The organism is Nocardia sp. NPDC051030 (assembly GCF_040683015.1).
Lineage (GTDB): Bacteria > Actinomycetota > Actinomycetes > Mycobacteriales > Mycobacteriaceae > Nocardia.
In genome coordinates, this window is sequence record NZ_JBFBCD010000011.1 from 293,844 (window position 1) to 311,457 (window position 17,614).

At 68.7% G+C, this 17,614-nt stretch carries 15 protein-coding genes; 9 read left to right on the forward strand and 6 right to left on the reverse strand.

Features of this window, described 5'->3' with window-relative positions:
* Positions 1-3: 3 nt before the first annotated feature.
* Both AB0N05_RS33745 and AB0N05_RS33750 read right to left on the reverse strand, forming a co-directional pair.
* Positions 4-276 (reverse strand): DUF5703 family protein, encoded by a 273-nt coding sequence (locus AB0N05_RS33745; RefSeq protein ID WP_364701502.1) that lies wholly within the window; start codon positions 274-276, stop codon positions 4-6.
* Positions 276-1,337, reverse strand: a complete 1,062-nt coding sequence (locus AB0N05_RS33750; protein ID WP_364701504.1) for a hypothetical protein — start codon at positions 1,335-1,337, stop codon at positions 276-278. The genes AB0N05_RS33745 and AB0N05_RS33750 overlap by 1 nt, the downstream gene beginning before the upstream one ends.
* Before the next feature lie 308 nt (positions 1,338-1,645).
* Here AB0N05_RS33750 and AB0N05_RS33755 point away from each other — a divergent pair, with 308 nt between their 5' ends.
* The 3 genes from AB0N05_RS33755 to AB0N05_RS33765 all read left to right on the forward strand — a co-directional run bounded on the left by AB0N05_RS33755 (position 1,646) and on the right by AB0N05_RS33765 (position 4,675).
* Positions 1,646-1,963 carry a hypothetical protein gene (locus AB0N05_RS33755; protein WP_364701506.1) on the forward strand — a complete coding sequence of 106 codons (318 nt, stop codon included), beginning with the start codon at positions 1,646-1,648 and terminating at the stop codon, positions 1,961-1,963.
* A gap of 76 nt (positions 1,964-2,039) precedes the next feature.
* Positions 2,040-2,573 carry a hypothetical protein gene (locus AB0N05_RS33760; RefSeq protein ID WP_364701508.1) on the forward strand — a complete coding sequence of 178 codons (534 nt, stop codon included), beginning with the start codon at positions 2,040-2,042 and terminating at the stop codon, positions 2,571-2,573.
* The gene (locus tag AB0N05_RS33765) at positions 2,525-4,675 is read left to right on the forward strand and encodes an MMPL family transporter (protein WP_364701510.1); all 2,151 of its coding nucleotides are present in this window, start codon (positions 2,525-2,527) and stop codon (positions 4,673-4,675) included. The genes AB0N05_RS33760 and AB0N05_RS33765 overlap by 49 nt, the downstream gene beginning before the upstream one ends.
* Positions 4,676-5,091: 416 nt before the next feature.
* On the opposite strand, the gene AB0N05_RS33770 is transcribed toward AB0N05_RS33765, so the two are convergent.
* The 4 genes from AB0N05_RS33770 to AB0N05_RS33785 form a co-directional block, all read right to left on the reverse strand.
* The gene (locus AB0N05_RS33770; protein ID WP_364701512.1) at positions 5,092-5,952 is read right to left on the reverse strand and encodes a heme ABC transporter ATP-binding protein; all 861 of its coding nucleotides are present in this window, start codon (positions 5,950-5,952) and stop codon (positions 5,092-5,094) included.
* Positions 5,949-6,965, reverse strand: coding sequence for an iron ABC transporter permease (locus tag AB0N05_RS33775; protein WP_364701514.1), 1,017 nt, complete (start codon positions 6,963-6,965; stop codon positions 5,949-5,951). Before AB0N05_RS33775 ends, AB0N05_RS33770 begins: the two co-directional genes overlap by 4 nt.
* Before the next feature lie 419 nt (positions 6,966-7,384).
* Positions 7,385-8,443, reverse strand: a complete 1,059-nt coding sequence (locus AB0N05_RS33780) for an ABC transporter substrate-binding protein (RefSeq protein WP_364701516.1) — start codon at positions 8,441-8,443, stop codon at positions 7,385-7,387.
* 21 nt (positions 8,444-8,464) lie between these two features.
* A complete protein-coding gene (locus AB0N05_RS33785; protein WP_364701518.1) occupies positions 8,465-9,427 on the reverse strand; it encodes an aldo/keto reductase in 963 nt (320 codons plus the stop codon).
* 305 nt (positions 9,428-9,732) lie between these two features.
* Between AB0N05_RS33785 and AB0N05_RS33790 the strand changes: the two genes are divergently transcribed.
* From AB0N05_RS33790 to AB0N05_RS33815, 6 genes are all read left to right on the forward strand, one after another.
* Positions 9,733-10,680: an undecaprenyl-diphosphate phosphatase gene (locus tag AB0N05_RS33790; protein ID WP_364701701.1), complete on the forward strand. Its 948-nt coding sequence runs from the start codon at positions 9,733-9,735 to the stop codon at positions 10,678-10,680.
* A gap of 16 nt (positions 10,681-10,696) precedes the next feature.
* Positions 10,697-11,431: a histidine phosphatase family protein gene (locus tag AB0N05_RS33795; RefSeq protein ID WP_364701520.1), complete on the forward strand. Its 735-nt coding sequence runs from the start codon at positions 10,697-10,699 to the stop codon at positions 11,429-11,431.
* A 25-nt stretch (positions 11,432-11,456) separates the two neighbouring features.
* Positions 11,457-12,053, forward strand: a complete 597-nt coding sequence (locus AB0N05_RS33800; protein WP_364701522.1) for a DUF3090 domain-containing protein — start codon at positions 11,457-11,459, stop codon at positions 12,051-12,053.
* Between the two features lie 2 nt (positions 12,054-12,055).
* The gene (locus AB0N05_RS33805) at positions 12,056-12,826 is read left to right on the forward strand and encodes an SCO1664 family protein (RefSeq protein ID WP_364701524.1); all 771 of its coding nucleotides are present in this window, start codon (positions 12,056-12,058) and stop codon (positions 12,824-12,826) included.
* Between the two features lie 183 nt (positions 12,827-13,009).
* The gene (gene mshC, locus AB0N05_RS33810) at positions 13,010-14,248 is read left to right on the forward strand and encodes a cysteine--1-D-myo-inosityl 2-amino-2-deoxy-alpha-D-glucopyranoside ligase (RefSeq protein WP_364701526.1); all 1,239 of its coding nucleotides are present in this window, start codon (positions 13,010-13,012) and stop codon (positions 14,246-14,248) included.
* Positions 14,249-14,575: 327 nt separating this feature from the next.
* Positions 14,576-17,557 carry a crotonase/enoyl-CoA hydratase family protein gene (locus AB0N05_RS33815; protein ID WP_364701528.1) on the forward strand — a complete coding sequence of 994 codons (2,982 nt, stop codon included), beginning with the start codon at positions 14,576-14,578 and terminating at the stop codon, positions 17,555-17,557.
* The last annotated feature ends 57 nt before the right edge of the window (positions 17,558-17,614 follow it).

The following is a 17,614-nucleotide window of genomic DNA, read 5'->3' on the forward strand; positions in this document are numbered from 1 at the left end:
GGGTTACATCACCGCCTCGGGTGTCGGGGATAGCAGGGGGCTCTTGCGGCGGCGCAATAACACGCGACGACTGCCGTCGGTATAGGCACGCACCCGCGACAGCTCCCAGCCACCGAATTCGGCCTGGATGGCCAGGCGCATGGTGGCGGTCACGCGATTCATCTCGCGGGGGAACCGCAGCGGCACGTATTCGTATTCGTCGTCTTCACTGGATTCCTCCCCCCACTCCGCCGGAATTGTGCGCGTCTGGCGCGCTGATCGTGATGCGCGAGCCATCACTGCCCTCTCTTCCGCTGGTCCGCAGTGATCCGCTGCAGACCGTCGCCGGTCGCGGACCCCACGAACATCTCACCGGTGCGGCTGTCGATGGTCACGGTGTCCGGCTGGCGAACCGTCGGGTAACGCCCTACCTCTACCGGTATACCCGTCGACAGGTCGTAGCCGACAACTTCGTTGACCCCAGTCAGCGTCACCCACACGGTTTCGGACCGATCGTCGTAGGCGAGTGCGTAAGGCGAAGATCCTACCGGGAAACGCTGGTGCAGGACCAATGGATCGGCCGTGTAGACCAGCAGTTCGCGCCCGGCGGTATCGGCGACGATGCGGCGGCCGAAGTGATCGCCGATCATGGTGGTCGCGCCGTCCCCGGCGCGCAGGGTCAGTCCGAGGCTGTCATCGCCCAGGTCGATCTCGGTGATGGTGGTCTGGCGGCGATCGAGCACGACCACCCGCTCGGCGCTCGCATCGACGGCATCGACCGAGACCAGCCCCGAAATCGTATGCCGCACAGTGCCGTCCGCGCCGATCAGCAGGACCTTGCCGGTGGCGGTTCCGGCGACCAGGCCGCCGTCCGAGCGGGCGGTGACCGCGCGCACGTCACCATCGACCTTGGTCTCGGTGACCGCGCCGGTGGCCGCGTCCACGCGCAGCACCTTGCCGGGCACGCCGACCAGGATCTCGCCGGGCTTGCCCAGGGCCAGTGACGCGACCGGACCGGACAGCGGCACCGTGGCCACGCTGGTCAGCGAGGTGGTGTTCCCGGGGCTCCCGGCGACGGTCGCCGGGTGGGTCAGGCGCAGGACGGTGTCACGCTGCCCTCCGGGCAGGTCACCGGTCGCGGCCAGCACGCCGGTCGTCGGCTCGGCCAGCAGGTGCGTGATCGCCCCGCTCGGAGTGACCTCACCCGCGGGCGTGGCGGTGTTCGCGGGCCCGGCGGCCGGGGTGGGCGGTTCGATCGTCGGATTGTTCGAGGCGTCGTCCGTGGACGAGCACCCCGCGAGCAGGGTCACCGCAATCGCACCCGCGAGGGCCGACCGAATCCAGCCGCGACGGCGCATGCAGCGAACTCCTTACCTGACCGACGAAATCATGCGTACTCCCTAATCTGACCATGATCCCCGAACGCGCCCGGTGCGCGGGGGTCTTCAATACGGCGAGCCGTCACACTGGGCCCCCGCGTGGCATAACCGATCGCGCACCGGCCGGATACTTCTTCGCAGCCAGTTGCATGACGTGACATGGGAGTTCGTGACGGTGTCGGTGACAGCGGTTACGGTGGATATTGAACGCAGCGCAGTGTCAGGGAGATCTGTTGGTAGCCGACCACACATCGGGGGTTCCCGTTTCTGGCTTCACCGTCGAGGACGTGAGCACGGGTCGTTACGCGCACGGCTTCGGGGTGACGGGGGACGGCCGCACCTTCGCATTCCGAACCAACCGGTCGATCCTCAGCCTGGAGATCTACCGCCCCGACCTCGACACCGAGGTCCCCGCCGCCGAAGACATTGCCGCCGTGGCCGAAGCCCGCATCACCGATATCGACCTCGACGACGAACGCAGCATCATCGCCCTGGTCCGCGACCTGATCCCGCAAGCGGTCCCGGTCCCCGCGGCCCAACCCCGCGAGAGCACCACGGTGCGAGCGCTATTGGGCCGTTTGAGCGCCGTCATCGACGGCATGTGACTCGAAAGTCAGTTCCCGGCCCGGTGCATGACAGACTGTGGGCAAGCACCCGCAGTTCGAGCACCCGAGGATGTTGATGGCATTTCGACGACCGGCCGCCGCCGCCCTGTTTCTCGCCGTCGGCCTTGCCGCGACGGCCTGTGGCAGCGGATCCGACGACGAGGCCTCGGTGGCCGCGGCCCGCTCCTCGGCCTATGCCGCGCTGAGCTCGTCGTCCGCCGCGGCCGCCACCAGCAGCGCCAATCGGCCGCCGCTGCCCACGGCCGCCGAACTCGATGCGCAGATGAAGTCGGCGCTGGACCCGAATCTGCCCGACAGTGACCGCACCGCGCTCATCGAGGACGGCGAGGCGTTCAAGGACGCCATTCCGGACATGTACAAGGCGCTGCAAGACAATCCGCGCGCGGTGTACGGGGTCAAGGACCCGGTATTCGATAATCACGACGGCACCCTGACCGCGACGCTGAGCCTGGACAAGGACGGCTCCGGCACGAATGTGCGCACCACGGTGGTGCATTTCGTGAACAAGGACGGTCGCTGGAAGATCTCGCGCACCGATCTGTGCGGCATTCTGCGCTCGGCCGACTACCGCACCTCGGCCTGCGGCTGATGCTCGAAGCCGGATCCCTGCGGTGGGGGCGTCTGATCCACCGCAACCGCTTCCTCGTGTTCGGACTCTTCGGTCTGGTCGTGCTGGTGTCGGGGTTCTACGGGCGCGACCTGGGGGATCATCTGACCCAGGAGGGCTGGTTCGACGAGAGCAGCGAATCGGTGGCCGCCTCCGAGCTCGCCGATTCCACCTTCGGGCGCGATACCGACGGCGATCTGATCGTCATCTACACCGCGCCCGAGGGCCGCACCCTCGATGACGAGCCGGTGCGCTCGGCGGTCGCCGCGGATCTGAATCGAGTGCGCGAGAAGCACTCCGACCGCATTCTCAAGATCGACTCCTATTGGGACGGCTCGCTCATGGGCCAGTTCGCCGACCAGTCCCGCACGCACGCCTTCGCCAGCATCGGATTGCGCGGGGACGGCGGCACCGCCACGGTCGAGAACTATATGGCGATAAAGAACGACTTCGGTTCGGGCACAGCGGGTGCGGGCCCCGGCGGCACCACCGTGCAGCTGGCGGGCATGCAGCCGGTGGTGGAGGGCATCAATACCGGCATGCAGCGCGATATCGAGCGCGCGGAGTTGATCGCGCTGCCGATCGTGGCGATCCTGCTGTATTTCGTGTTCGGCGGCGTGATCGGCGCACTACTACCGGTGCTCATCGGCGGCATGACCATCCTGGGCACCCAGGGCATCATGCGACTGCTCACCGACCACATCCAGGTGAACGTCTTCGCCTCGGCCGTGGTCACTTTGGTGAGCCTGGGGCTGGCCATCGACTACGGACTGTTCGCGGTCACCAGGTTCCGCGAGGAACTCGCGGCCGGGCGCAGCGTGGAGGAGGCCACCGCGCGCACGGTCGCCACGGCGGGGCGCACGGTGTTGTTCTCGGCGGCCATCATCGCGGTGAGCCTGGGCGCGCTGTTCATCTACCCCAATGGCGTGCTGCGCTCGGTGCCGCTGGGCGGCATCAGCTCGGTGCTGCTGGCCGCGGTGCTGTCGGTGACCGCGCTCCCGGCGGTGCTGAGCATTGTCGGGCGGCGCATCGATTTCCTGGGCTGGCATCGGCTGGCGAGCATTCGCACCGTCGAGCAGATCGACGCCGGATTCTTCTCCCGCCTGGCACTTTTCGCCATGCGCAAACCCTGGCTGGTGATCACGCCGATCGTGCTCATGCTGCTGGCGCTGATCCTGCCGTTCCGCAATATCGAATTCGGCGGCCTGAGCGAACGCTATCTGGCCTCGGACAATCCGGCACGCGTGGCGCAACAGGACTTCGACCGGCTGTTCCCGCACTTTCGCACCGAACCCCTGAAACTCGTGGTGGTGGGCGCGAATTCGCAGCAGCTCAGCGATATTCGCTACGAGGCCAACCAGCTCACCCAGTCCGAGATGACGGGCCCGTTCGACCCGGCCGCACCCACCAAGGACGGGGTGACGGTGCTGGCCAGTGGCCTGACCGACAAACGCGACGCCGATTCGGTCATGTCCGCGCTGCGCGCCATACCGAAACCGTCCGGGGTCAAGGTCATGGTCGCCGGTGTGCCCGCCCTCGAACGCGACAGCATCCTGGGCCTGATCAAGGGTCTACCCCTGCTGGCATCGATCCTGGTGCTGGCGGCAATCGCCTTGATGTATGCCGCATTTCGCTCGCTGATCCTGGCGGTCAAGGCCGTGGCCATGAGCGCGCTGAGCCTGGGCTCGACGCTGGGCATCCTCACCTGGCTCTTCGTCGAGGGCCACGGCTCGGGCCTGTTCAACTTCACGCCCGGCCCGCTCATGTTCGCGGTCCTGGTGCTGATCGTGACGGTGCTGTTCGGACTGTCCACCGACTACGAGGTATTCCTGCAATCGCGCATGGCCGAGGCTCGTGCCTCGGGTGCGCCGCCGCAGGAGGCGATCCGCTACGGCATCGCCCACACCGGTGGCGTGATCACCTCCGCCGCAGCGATTCTCATCGTGGTCACGGGCGCGTTCGGTTTCTCGGATCTGGTCCTGATGAAGTACATCGCCTACGGCATGATCGCCGCGCTGATTCTGGACGCCACCGTCATCCGCATGCTCCTGACCCCGGCGGTGCTCAAACTCATCTGGCGGTGAGTGCGACGAAACGACGCGTGCGGGCCGTGCACGCGCGGCCCACACGGTTACTGTCGATCTTGCAGGCTCCCGAAGTCTCTTAATTTTCCGGCACCATCGTGAGTGGAGCGGTAAAGTCGTGCCGGTTCAACCACTTTCCGCCCTGTGCCCAGGCGACGCAGGGTTCCCTCCCTCACCCGCACTTCGGTCGGGTGGGCCAGCGTCCGGAGGGACACGCCCCACGGGCTGGCTTCTGCCCTGTGCAGTAACCGGAACCAGGACGTGCGCACGATCGGCAGCCGTTGCTCCCGCATCTGTGGGATAACGCAGGATCACTCAGCCGATCAGAGACGCTTTCCCGCGATCGGCACGAGGTGGGCAGGTGAGGCGGAATGAGTCTCAGGACACGGGGATTCGAGCCGCTCTCGGCGGGTAGCTCAGTCGGCGGAGCGGCCTCGCACCGGCATGACCAGTTGTTCGCCGGTGACGGGGTGGTCGAAGACGTCGACGGGGTGTTTGTAGACGCGGGTCAGTAGTTCGGTGGTCAAGACCTCGCGGGGCGGCCCGTCGGCGGCGATGCGGCCCGATTCCAGGACCGCGACGCGGTCGGAGTAGGCGGCGGCCACGCCGAGGTCGTGCACCACGACCACGACGGCCGCACCGGCGGCGGCGCGTTCGCGGGCCAGGTGCAGGACCTGTTCCTGGTGGCCGAGGTCCAGGGCGGCGGTGGGTTCGTCCAGCAGCAGGGTGGCGGTGTCCTGGGCCAGCACGCGAGCCAGCGCGACGCGGGCGCGTTCGCCGCCGGACAGGGCCGGGAAGGTACGCCCGGCAAGGTGTTCCACGTCGGTGGCGGCCAGGGCGGCGGCGATGCGCTGCTCGTCGTGGTCCTGGCGTTCGGTGCGCGCCCAGGGCGCACGGCCCATGGCCACGACCTCGCGGGCGGTGAACGGGAATCCGACGGTGTGATTCTGCGGGAGCACCGCGCGGCGGCGGGCCATGTCGACCGGGGCCCAATACGAGAGTGGATGCCCGTCGAGTTCGACTGTGCCGCTGCTGGGTTCGAGTTCACCGGCGAGGGCGGCCAGCAGCGTGGATTTTCCCGCGCCATTGGGTCCGACCAGGGCGACGATCTGCCCGGCGACCACCTCGAAGTCGACCTCGTCGAGCACGCGGTGCCCGCCGGTGCGCTCGAGCCCGACGCCTCGCGCGCGCAGCGTGACGGTGCCCGGCTCCGGCACGACGGGCAGTTCGCTGTGGCGCGCGAAAACGCCGGAGAGACTTCGCAATACGGTGCTCACGCCCAGCCTCCCGCACGGGCGCGGGTGCGCCGCAGCAACCAGAAGAAGAACGGACCGCCGACCAGCGAGGTCAGCATGCCCAGCGGCAGATCCGCATTGTGCACCAGCGAGCGCGCCCCGATATCGGCCGCCAACAGCACCACCGCCCCGACGATCGCGCTGAGCGGGATCAGCACCCGGTGCGCGGGCCCGACCAGCATGCGCACCAGATGCGGCACGATCAGCCCGACGAACAACACGATTCCGGTGAACGACACACCAGCGGTGGCCAGCACCGCGACCACCACGATCACATTGCGCCGCAACCGTTCCACGTCCACACCCAGATGCCGCGCCGCCGATTCCCCCAGCGCCAGCAGATCCAGTTTCGAGGACATGAGCACCGCCGCCGCCACCCCGATCGCGGTCAATGGCGCGACCACGCTCACCGACTGCCAGGTGGCACCGTTGAGGCTGCCCAACTGCCAGAACACGATCTGATCCCGCGCGGCCGGTGAGGCGGTGAACAACAGGAACGAAATCAGCCCGCCCGCAAACGCATTGATGGCCACACCGGTCAACACCAGCGTCACCACCTCGGTGCGCCCATTGGACCGAGCCAGCACATACACCAGCAACGTGGTCAACAAGCCCGCCGCGAACGCCCCCGCCGCCACCGACCAGGCCGCAACGAACGCACCCCCGAACACGATCACCGCGCCCGCCCCGACCGCGGCCCCCGCCGAAACCCCGATCACACCGGGTTCAGCCAGCGGATTCGCGAACACTCCCTGCAACAGCGCCCCCGCCGTGGCCAGCGCCGCCCCCACCAGAATCGCCAACGCCACCCGAGGGAATCGCACCTCCCACAACGTCACGTCCCCGGCGGGATGCGCGGGCATGGGCCCCCAATCGAGCCCCATCCGATGAAACAAACTCCCCGCCACCTCGAGCGGCGTCGTAGGCACCTGCCCCACCGCCGCCGAAATCAACGCCAGCACAACCAATCCGGCGAACGCCGCAACAAAGATCAACGCAGTCCGAGACCACCGCCGACCCTGTGCACCTGCCCCGACCAGTGACGTGCCCGCCCCGGGGGCGCCTGGCACAGTCGAGTCGTCCGATCGAGCCGCCGAGGTATCTCTCGCCCGGGCAGCACCGACTCCGGCGTGTGTGCACTCGACATCGGGGTTGGCCGACTGATCCTGTGCTGCCCCAGCGGCATCCGATGGCGGCTGAGCAGCTGGTCGGCTGCCGCCTGCGCCGACTGTGTGACCGGGTGCCGCCGCCGAGTCTGTGGTTCCGGCCTCTGTCGGCACCGTGTTCGGTGTGGGGTGCGGGTTGGATGGGGGCGAATTCGACTCATCCGCACCGTTTTCCGGGCGGGATGGCGAGTTCACTTCGGGCACTGGCGGATCCTGTTGTTCAGGGTGGGGATGGGCGGGGGTGTCGGTCATGCGGTCTTTTCGCCGTAGACGGCCTGGGCGAGGGCGGCGACGACGCGGCCGGTGTTGGGGCCGAAGCTCAGGACGACATTGTCGGACATGTCGACGATGCGCCGGTCGCGACCGGCGGGGGTTTGGGCGATGCCGGGGATTTTGGCGAGGCCGTCGACGCCGCCGACCGAGGCCAGGCCGTCGGACATGACGATGATGACGTCGGGGGCGGCGGCGATGAGGGCTTCGCTGGTGATGGGGACGAAGGGTTCCGTCAGGCCCGAGGCGGTGCCCGCGTCGGTGCCGCCGATGGCGGCGATGAGCGAGTCCGCGCCGGAGCCGGGGCCCGCGATCATGGTGATGGCGGTGCTGCGCAGGTACAGGAACGCCATTTTCAGCGGCTTGTCCCGCGGGGGCACGGTCGCCGAGGCGGCGGTGATCTCATCGCGGGTGCGCTGGCCGAGTTTCTGGCCCGCGGCGGGCACGCCGAGCGCGTTGGCGACGGCCTCGATCTGCGGGACGACACCGTCCATGGTGCGCTGCGGGTCGAAGTAGACGACGGTGATGCCCAACGCGCGCAGCTGGTCCCGCATGACGGGGGTGGCGCTGGTGGTGTCGGTGAGGAACACCGTGGGTCGCAGTGCGGCAATGGCTTCCACGTTCAGCGTGCCCGAGCCCGCGGTGACGCTGGGCAGCTTCTCGAGCACGGGCGGGATGACGGTGGAGCGTCCCACCAGTTTCGAGGTCAGTCCGAGCGCGACCACGGTCTGCGCGAGGGTCCCGTACCGGTCGGCGGTGATGATGCGGCTGGCGTCGGTCACGGTGACGTCGGAGCCGTCGAACGATTTCACGGTCACCGGCAGCGTCGGGGTCGGTTCGGGTCCGATGGGCACCGGGTTGAGATCGCCGACGGTGGCGGTGGCCGGACCGTGTCCCGAGGAACCGGTGCTGCCCGGATCCGAGCAGGCGGTGGCGCCGACGAGCAGGCTCGCTCCCAGCGTCACGAGCAGGGTGCGCAGGATGAGACTGCGGCTGCCGCCGGGCCGCGCCGACCGGGCATTCACGAGAGACCTCATGCAGGTAAGGCTAGCCATCGCTCATTCTGTGCGTGCACTGACGTCACCGAGTGCGGCCGCGATCGCCCGCGGCAACTCCAGGGTCTCGGCGGCCAGAATCCCGGTGAGCTGCCCGATATCCCGCGCCCCGACCAGCATGCTTGCCACGCCCGGTTGATCGCGCACCCACGCCAGCGCCACCGCCAGCGGCGAGGTCCCGAGCCCGTCGGCGGCGGTCACGACGGCATCGACCACGCGCACGGCCCGATCGTCGAGATGCGCGGTGATCTCCGCGGCGGTGGCCTCGTCGGCCCCGCGTGAATCCGCGGGCACTCCGTCGCGGTATTTGCCGGTCAGAATCCCGCCCGCGAGGGGCGCGGTGGCGATCACGCCGATGCCGTGATGCTGTGCGGCGGGCACGAATTCGTGTTCCACCCCGCGCGCCAGCAGCGAATACGGGGTTTGCGCCGAGGTGATGGGCGCGGTGGCGGCCAGGGTCGCGAGCTGCCATCCGTCATAGCCGCGGGCTCCGGCATAACGCACACGCCCGGTGCGCACCGCCCACCGCAAGGTGTCGGCGATCTCTTCCAGCGGTGTGTGCGGATCCCAGGCGGCGACGGTCCAGATGTCGAGGTGATCGGTGCCCAGCAGTGCCAGGGTCTGATCGAGTTGGCGCATCATGGTGCGCCGCGAGGCGTCCACCGCCCAGCGGGTCGGCGCGGGCACCGGTCCGGCCGCCGGATCACTGAATACGGGTGTCTGCCCGGCACATCCGGACAGCACCAGATCCTCGCGCCCGACCTCGCGCAGTAATTCCCCGAGAATGCGTTGCGCGACCCCGTCACCGTAGGCGGGGGAGGTATCGATCAGCGTCCCACCGGCCTCGGCGAACGCCATCAACTGCGCGCCCGCGTCCTCGGCATCGGTTTCGCGCCCCCAGGTGTGGGTGGCCAGGCCCAGCCGGGAAACCCGGAGCCCGCTGCGCCCCACCGTCCGCTGTTCCATCACCGCGCTTGCACTTTCGTCACATGCGTCAGCCTAAGCGCACAAGTCGCATCTGCCGCCCACGCCTCACGCCGACACTCGGCTTTGCCCCGCAACGACACCCGCTCGCGGCGGGTCTTGCACACCCCGTGTCCTGGCTCGACACGCGGTGGCTCGGCGCGCCGGGTGCGAAGGCTGCCTCGATCGCCGGTTCCGCTGCCCGGGTGCGCACGCTGCCCTGTAGGGTCGGCGCGGTGCTGGCGGCCGATGCCGCCGCAGGTGAGCGAATTGCCCACCGGCAGGAGACGATTCGGGACTGGAGGGTGATGGGCGAGTCGATGACATGGGTGCAGGCCCTGGTGCTGGGTCTGGTGCAGGGCTTGACGGAGTTTCTGCCGATTTCCTCCTCGGCGCATATGCGGATCGTGTCGTCGGTGTTCTTCGGCGACGATGCGGGCGCCTCGTTCACGGCGGTGACCCAGCTGGGCACCGAGGCCGCGGTGCTGGTGTATTTCGCCAAGGACATCTGGCGCATCCTGCAGGCCTGGTTCGGCACGCTGTCCACGAAGGCGACCGGGCGTGAACGCCAGACGGTTCCCTACGACGAGGCCCCCACCACGGTCCTGCCCGTCTATGACGACACCGTGCCCGGCGGCTATGTGCTGGACCCGGTTTCGCAGCGCGAACTGGACTACCGCATCGGCTGGTATGTGATCATCGCCACCATCCCGATCGGCGTGATCGGGTTCCTGCTCAAGGACCAGATCCGCACGGGCGCACGCAATCTGTGGCTGATCTCGACCATGCTGATCGTGTTCGCGCTGGTGATCGCGGCCGCGGAGTACTACGGCACCAAGCGCCGCCCGATCCAGCAGCTCACCACCCGCGATGGCCTGGTCATGGGTTTCGCCCAATGCCTGGCGCTCATCCCGGGCGTGTCGCGTTCGGGTGCGACCTCCTCGGCGGGCCTGTTCCTGGGCCTGACCCGTGAGGCGTCGGTGCGGTTCTCGTTCCTGCTGGCGATCCCCGCGGTGCTGGCCTCGGGCCTGTTCAGCCTCCCCGATGCCTTCGAACCCGCCGGTGAGGGCCTCAACGCCTCGGGCCCGCAGATCGCGGTCGCGACCCTGATCTCGTTCGTGGTCGGCTACGCCTCGGTCGCCTGGCTATTGCGCTTCGTCACCAAGCATTCCCTGGACTGGTTCGTCGGCTACCGCATCGCGCTGGGCCTGACCGTCATGGGTCTGCTGGCGACCGGCGTCGTGTCCGCGACATGACCAGTAGGCTGTTGCGGTGACGGTGATCCTGTTGCGGCACGGCGTGTCCACGTCGAATACCGCCCGCACTCTGGCCGGCCGCAGCGCGGGCGTCGATCTGACCGATCGTGGACGCGAACAGGCTCAGGTGATCGCCCAGCGACTGGGCTCGCTGCCCATCGAACACATCGTGTGCTCCCCGCTGCTGCGCTGCCAGCGCACCGTCTCGCCCCTGGCCGACAAGCTCGGCATGGAGGCCGAACCGGACGATCGCCTCCTGGAAGTCGACTACGGCGACTGGACCGGCAAGGCATTGGCCGACCTGGTGAGCGAGCCGCTGTGGAAAGTGGTGCAGCGCCATGCCTCGGCGGCGGTGTTCCCCTCCGGAGAAGGCTTGGCGCAGGTACAGTTCCGCGCCGTCGCCGCGATCCGGGAACGGGACCGGCAGTTCGCGGACAAACACGGCGGGGATGTGCTGTGGGTGGCGTGCACGCACGGCGATGTGATCAAGTCCATCGTGGCCGACGCGTTCGGAATCCACCTCGACGGTTTCCAGCGGATCGTGGTGGAGCCCGCCTCGATCAGCGTCATCCGCTACACCCCGACCGCCCCGTACGTGTGGCGGGTGAACGACACCGGCTCGGATCTGTCCAGCTTGGCGGCGATTTCGCCGCAAACCGGCGGCGAGTCGAGGTCGGGCCCCGTTCCCGGCGGAGAAACGGGTACGACTGGGAGTACGGATAATGGGGTAACGGAACGCCCCGATTCTTAGTGTGAGTGAGCAGTCAGGAGGTGCCATGAGCCGAGCAATCCACATCTTCCGCACCCCCGATCGTTTCATCGCCGGCACCGTCGGCGAACCGGGCGACCGTGCGTTCTACCTGCAAGCCGTGCAGGAACCGCGGGTGGTCAGCGTGCTGCTGGAAAAGCAGCAGGTGAAGGTGTTGGCCGATCGGATGGGTCTGCTGTTGGACGAAGTCGCGCGCCGTTTCGGTACGCCCGTACCACCGCAGCCCGCCGATGTCGCCGATGTCGCCCCGTTGATGACGCCGATCGACGCCGAATTCCGGGTCGGCACCATGGGTTTGGGCTGGGACGCGGATGCGAACGCGGTCGTGGTGGAGCTATTGGCGATCACCGAGACCGAGGTGGACGAATCGGTGGTCCTGGACGACACCGAGGAGGGACCCGACGCGGTGCGGGTGTTCCTCACCCCGATCCAGGCGCGCGAATTCGCGCTACGGTCCACGCGGGTCATCGCGGCGGGCCGCCCGCCCTGCCCGTTGTGTGGGGAGCCGCTGTCCCCGGTGGGGCACATGTGCGTGCGCACCAATGGCTACAAGCGCGGTGACATCTTCGGTGCCACCACCCCGCTCGACGACGAAGAGGAATGATCGTGTCGAGCGACCCGCTACGCACCGCCGACCTCACCGTCATCGGGCAGATCACCACCGCCAGCAATGCCACCCTCGTGTGCGAGGCCGAGGATCTGCGCGTGGTGTACAAACCGGTGCGCGGGGAGCGGCCGCTGTGGGATTTCCCCGACGGCACCCTGGCCGGGCGTGAGGTCGCCTCGTACCTGGTCTCGGATGCGTTGGGCTGGGGCGTGATTCCGGAAACGGTGCTGCGCGACGGGCCGTACGGACCGGGCATGGTGCAACGCTGGATCGACATCGTCGAGGACGGGCAAGGTCCGGATCTGGTGGATCTGGTCCCGGTCGGGCAGGTGCCCGAGGGTTTTCGGGAGGTGCTGCGCGCGCTGGACCCCTCGGGGCATCAGGTGTCGCTGATTCATGCCGATGATCCGCGCCTGCATCGCATGGCGGTCCTGGATGTGCTGATCAACAATGCCGACCGCAAGGGCGGGCATGCCCTCGAGGGGCTCGATGGGCGGGTGTACGGGGTCGATCACGGCATCTGCCTGCATGGCGAACCGAAGCTGCGCACGGTGCTGTGGGGCTGGGCCGGGGAACCGATCGCGGACGAATTGCTCACCGACATCACGGTTTTGGTGAAGGCGCTGCCCGGGGAGCTGGGGGAGCGACTGGCGGAGTTGATCACGGACTCCGAGATCGAGGCCCTGGAGTCCCGGGCGCGGGCGCTGCTCGAGGATCCGGTGCTGCCGATGCCGACCTCGTCGCGGCCGATCCCGTGGCCCGCGTTCTGACCGCTGGCCGTCGTGGCGATTGCGGGCCGCTCGGAAAACGTTGCATGCATCATGATTTCAACCATTGACGCGTGCGCATATGGCATTAAGGTGCAGGTCGGACCGGCCTGTCGCGAGTGCGGCGCGGAACCGGTGTGCGGGGGCGCGCACGGTACGCATCACTCGTCCAGTTAACCTCGATTCATGCAGTCCTGGTCCGATACCGCTGTCCCGACCGTTCCCGGATCCGGACCGGCGTTGCGTCTGTTCGACACCGCCGACCGGCAGGTGCGCCCGGTCACCCCCGGCGCGACCGCCACCATGTACGTCTGCGGCATCACCCCCTATGACGCCACCCATCTCGGGCACGCCGCCACCTACTTGACCTTCGATCTGGTCAACCGGCTCTGGCGCGACGCCGGGCATGAGGTGCACTACGTGCAGAACACCACCGATGTGGACGATCCGCTGTTCGAGCGTGCCGCGCGGGACGGCATCGATTGGCGTGATCTGGGTACCCGCGAGATCAACCTGTTCCGCGAGGACATGGCGGCGCTGCGGGTGATCCCGCCGCGCGACTACATCGGTGCCATCGAATCGGTGCAGGAGGTGGTCGATCTGGTCGACAAGCTCCTGGCCTCGGGGGCGGCGTATGTGGTCGAGGATGCGCAGTACCCGGACATCTACTTCCGTCACGACGCGACCGAGCAGTTCGGCTACGAGTCCAATTACGACCGCGAGACCATGGAGCGGTTGTTCGCCGAGCGTGGCGGTGACCCGGACCGCCCCGGTAAGCGCGACCCGATCGATGCGCTGCTGTGGCGGGCCGAGCGTGCAGGCGAGCCGTCGTGGCCCGCGCCCTTCGGTGCGGGTCGTCCCGGCTGGCATATCGAGTGTTCGGCGATCGCGCTCAATCGCATCGGCACCGAATTCGATGTGCAGGGCGGCGGCAGCGACCTGATCTACCCGCATCACGAATACTCGTGCGCGCATGCCGAAGCCCTGGTCAAGGGCCGCCGCTTCGCCCGCCACTACGTGCACGCGGGCCTGATCGGCCTGGACGGGGAGAAGATGTCCAAGTCGCGCGGCAACCTGGTCTTCGTGTCGACGCTGCGCCGCTCGGGCACCGATCCGGCCGCCATCCGCCTGGGCCTGTTCGCCGGGCACTACCGCCAGGACCGTGAATGGTCCGATCGTGTTCTCGCCGAAGCTCTTTCGCGTGTGGATCGCTGGCGTTCGGCCGCCGCCCTGGCCTCGGGTCCCGCCGCCGAGGACACCGTCGCCCGCGTGCGCCAGCACCTGGCCGACGACCTCGACACTCCTAAAACCCTCGCCGCCATCGACAGCTGGGCCGATCAGGCCCTGACCTACGGCGGCCCGGACGCCTCCGCCCCCGGTCTGATCACCGACGCCGTGGACGCCCTCCTGGGCATCCGCCTCTGATCAACCCCCCGTCGGCCACCGACACACCCCCGCGCGGACCCGGAAACCGGGTCCGCGCAGTCGTTTCCGGGCCGAGGTGCCGGTCGAGAATTCCATGCGACCGATCATGACAAACGCTCAGGCTCCGCCAGCGTCAGCGACGATGGCGTCCACTGATGGGCCGCTCATACAGCCGTTGATGGCTGCGGCCACGCTCCGGCGGAAACGTTTGCCGCGCGAACAGACAGCGAGTGTCGCGGTGCGAAGTCGGTCGCGACCTTCCCGGCCGGCGCGGGTAGGCGATACGGTGAGTCTCAGATGTTTCAGCCCTCGATGAGGAGGTCGGTTGTGACTGAGGTGCCCGGGTTCGAGCGTTTCCTCGCGGTTTTCGCGCAGGGACGTGCGGTGCGCAAACAGCTTCGCGCGGGGGGTGAGCTGCTGGGCGCGGTGCGCCGGGACCCGCGGATCGTGCGCGATCTGGTGTCCGGGCTGACCGGGCATGGCGTGGAACCCGAGCCGCCTGCCGATCTCGGGGAGCATCGGGCTCCGGCCGGTCTGGCCGAGTACACCCGGACGGCGCACGCTCATGCGAGCGTGGATGCAGACGCACCGGCGGCGCTGGCGTATCTGACCGAGCTGCAACGCATTCCGGAGTGGTTCACCTTCCACGGCGGCTGGCGTGGGGATGCGCCAGCACAGGCCGAGGTGGGGGTGGAGTTCACACAGGTCGCCAAGTTCATGGGGATCCCGGCGGATCTGCGGTGGACGGTCACCGACGTCACCGGCACGGGGCTGGCGCTCGAGGGCACCGGGCCGCAAGGGCTGAGGCTGGGGTTGTGGATCACGGTGGTTCCGGCCGCGCCGGGGGCGACGGTGTATCTGGATGCGGGATTGGCGGGCCAGCCCATCGACGGCCCCTTGGGGGCGACCGTCGCGCGTGGTCTCGGCGATGCGCTGCGTGATTCGCTCGCCGCCCTGCCCGCGGCACTGGCGGCCGCGCGTTCGGCGACTCGCCCGTCCCGCAAGGCGGTGCGGCACAAGGCTTCCGGTGTGGTGCTCGCACCGACGACGCCGGTGCTGGTGGGTGTCGGTCAGGTGGTGCAGCGCACTCCGGACACCGCGTATGTGGATCCCTCGGAGTTGGCGGTGCGCGCGCTGGGCCGGGCCGCGCAGGACACCGGTGCGGGGCAGCGGCTGCTGGCGCGCGCGGATGCGGTGTTCTCGGTCGCGCCGACGTCGTGGCAGTACCGGGATCTGGGTGCGCTGATCGCCGCGGCGGTGGGCGCGGAGGCGGCGCAGACGGTGCAGTCCAGTCCGTTCGGTGGGGACGGCGGGCAGCTGCTGATCAATGAGGCCGCCGCCGCGATCGCCGCGGGCGAGTATGACGTGGTGCTGGTGACCGGTGCGGAGGCGGGTGCCACGCAGTCCGCCGCACAGCGGGCCGGGATCGAATTGGATTGGCCGGTACAGGATTCCGACGTGTCCCCGACCCGCGTCGTCGGCATCGACAAGCCCGCCAATAACCCGGCCGAGACCGCCGCGGGCCTGCAAGCGCCGATCAATATGTACGCGCTGCTGGAGTCGGCGAACCGGCATCGGCTGGGCCGCCCGCCCGCCGAGCACGCCCAGGCGGTGGCGGAGCTGTGGTCGCGGTTCTCGGCGGTGGCCGCGGCCAATCCCCATGCCTGGCAGTCCCAGGAGTTCTCCGCCGCCGAGATCGCCACGGTCACCGACGCGAATCGGATGATCTCCGCGCCCTACACCAAGCTCGAATGCGCGAATCTGACCGTGGATATGGCCAGCGGCATCATCATGTGCAGCGCGGCCGCGGCGGAGGCGGCCGGGATACCGCAGGACAAGTGGGTGTTCATCCACGCGGGCGCCTCCGGCACCGACGAGTGGTTCGTCAGTGAGCGCACCGAATTGGCGGCGTCCCCGGCGATCCGCACGCTCGGCGCGGCCGTGCTCGAGCACGCCGGAGTGAGCGCGCAGGACCTCACCCATGTCGACCTCTACGCCTGCTTCCCGGTGGCGGTGCAGATCGCGGCCCGTGAACTGGGCCTGCCCGCCGATGACCCGAAGCGCCCGCTCACGGTGACCGGTGGTCTCACCTTCGGTGGCGGTCCGGGCAATAACTACGGTGGGCACGCGGTGGCCACCCTGGTGGAGCGCCTGCGCACCGAACCCGAATCCTTCGGCCTGGCTTCGTCGCTGGGCTGGTACCTCACCAAACACGCGCTCGCCGTGTATTCCGCGACGCCTCCGAAGGCCGCCTTCCGCCACCTCACCCCGGTGATCGAGCATCCCCCGGCGCGCCCGGCCCACACCGGCTATGACGGCCCCGCCGTCGTGGAGGCCTACACCCTGCCTTACGGCCGCGACGGTCGTCCCGAGGCCGCGATCGTGAGCCTGCTGACCCCCAAGGGCGAACGAATCCTGCTCCGCAGCAGCGATTCCGCCCTGCTGTCCACACTGACCGACACCGACGCGCTGGGCCTGCCGGTGACCGTCTCCGGCGACACCGTCACTCTCGACGGCACCGACCGCGTGGAACTGCCCGCCCCGCCACCGGCTCCGGTCCTGATCGAGCGCCGCGGCCACGTCATGATCATCACGATCAACCGCCCGCACGCCCGCAATGCCATCAACCTCGCGACCGCCGTGGGCATCGAGCGCGCCATCGACGCGTACGAGGCCGACCCGCACGCCCGCATCGCCATCCTCACCGGCGCGGGCGGATACTTCAGCGCCGGAATGGATCTCAAGGCAGCCGCGCGCGGCGAGGTCCCGGTCACCGAAAAACGCGGCATCCTCGGCATCGTCTCCCAACCCCCGCGCAAACCCCTCATCGCCGCGGTCGAGGGCCCCGCCCTGGCCGGTGGCTGCGAACTTGCCCTCACCGCCGATCTGATTGTCGCCGCCCGAGATTCGGTCTTCGGCATCCCGGAGGTCAAACGCGGCCTGGTCGCGGTAGGCGGCGGAGTCCTGCGCCTGTCCCAGCGTCTACCCCGGGCCATCGCCATGGAACTCACCCTCACCGGCGACCCCATCACCGCCGACCGTGCCGCCGCACTGGGCTTGATCAACCAGGTGGCCGACCCCGGCAAGGCTCTCGACGCTGCCCTCGAGCTAGCCGAACGCATCGCGATCAACGCCCCCCTGAGCATCGACGCGGGCAAACAGATCATCGACCAGTCCCCGGATTGGTCCACCGCCGAAGCCTTCTCCCGCCAGGGCCAGGTGGCAGCCGCCGCCCTGTCCTCCGAGGACGCGGGCGAGGGTATGCGCGCCTTCGTCGAAAAGCGCCCACCCCTCTGGCGCGGCCGCTAGCAGCAGTGCCGTAATGGCCGTGTGGTCGACGTGAGCGCCGGGTGTCGCGAAAGGGGT